This window comes from Idiomarina sp. Sol25 (assembly GCF_033052775.1).
In the GTDB taxonomy this organism is placed as follows: Bacteria; Pseudomonadota; Gammaproteobacteria; order Enterobacterales; family Alteromonadaceae; genus Idiomarina.
In genome coordinates this window covers 1-253 of record NZ_JAUPEW010000189.1, presented here as the reverse complement: position 1 = coordinate 253, position 253 = coordinate 1, and the positions used below count along the sequence as shown (strand labels likewise).

Sequence of the window (253 nt, the reverse complement as noted above, 5' to 3'; positions counted from 1 at the left end):
CCCGTCCGACGGGCAAACGGGGACGCCAAGCAGCGTTCAGCGACGAAGCTATCCAGGTTTGTCTAACGATGAAAGTGCTGTTCGGTATGCCTCTGCGGCAAACGACCGGGTTCGTCGAGAGCCTCCTGCGTTTGGCAGGGTTGGACTGGAAAGTGCCGGACTTCAGCAGCCTGTGCCGCCGCCAAAAGACATTGAGCGTCGCCGCCCCTTATCGCGGAGGGAGAGGCCCTTTGCATCTGCTGATTGATGCGAC

Annotated in this window: 1 protein-coding gene; it reads left to right on the top strand. The window is 60.5% G+C overall.

The window, feature by feature from the left end; all coding sequences use genetic code 11:
• Positions 1-253, top strand: a 253-nt coding sequence (locus tag Q5L94_RS13955) for a transposase (RefSeq protein WP_317498951.1), incomplete at both ends; no start/stop codon positions are given.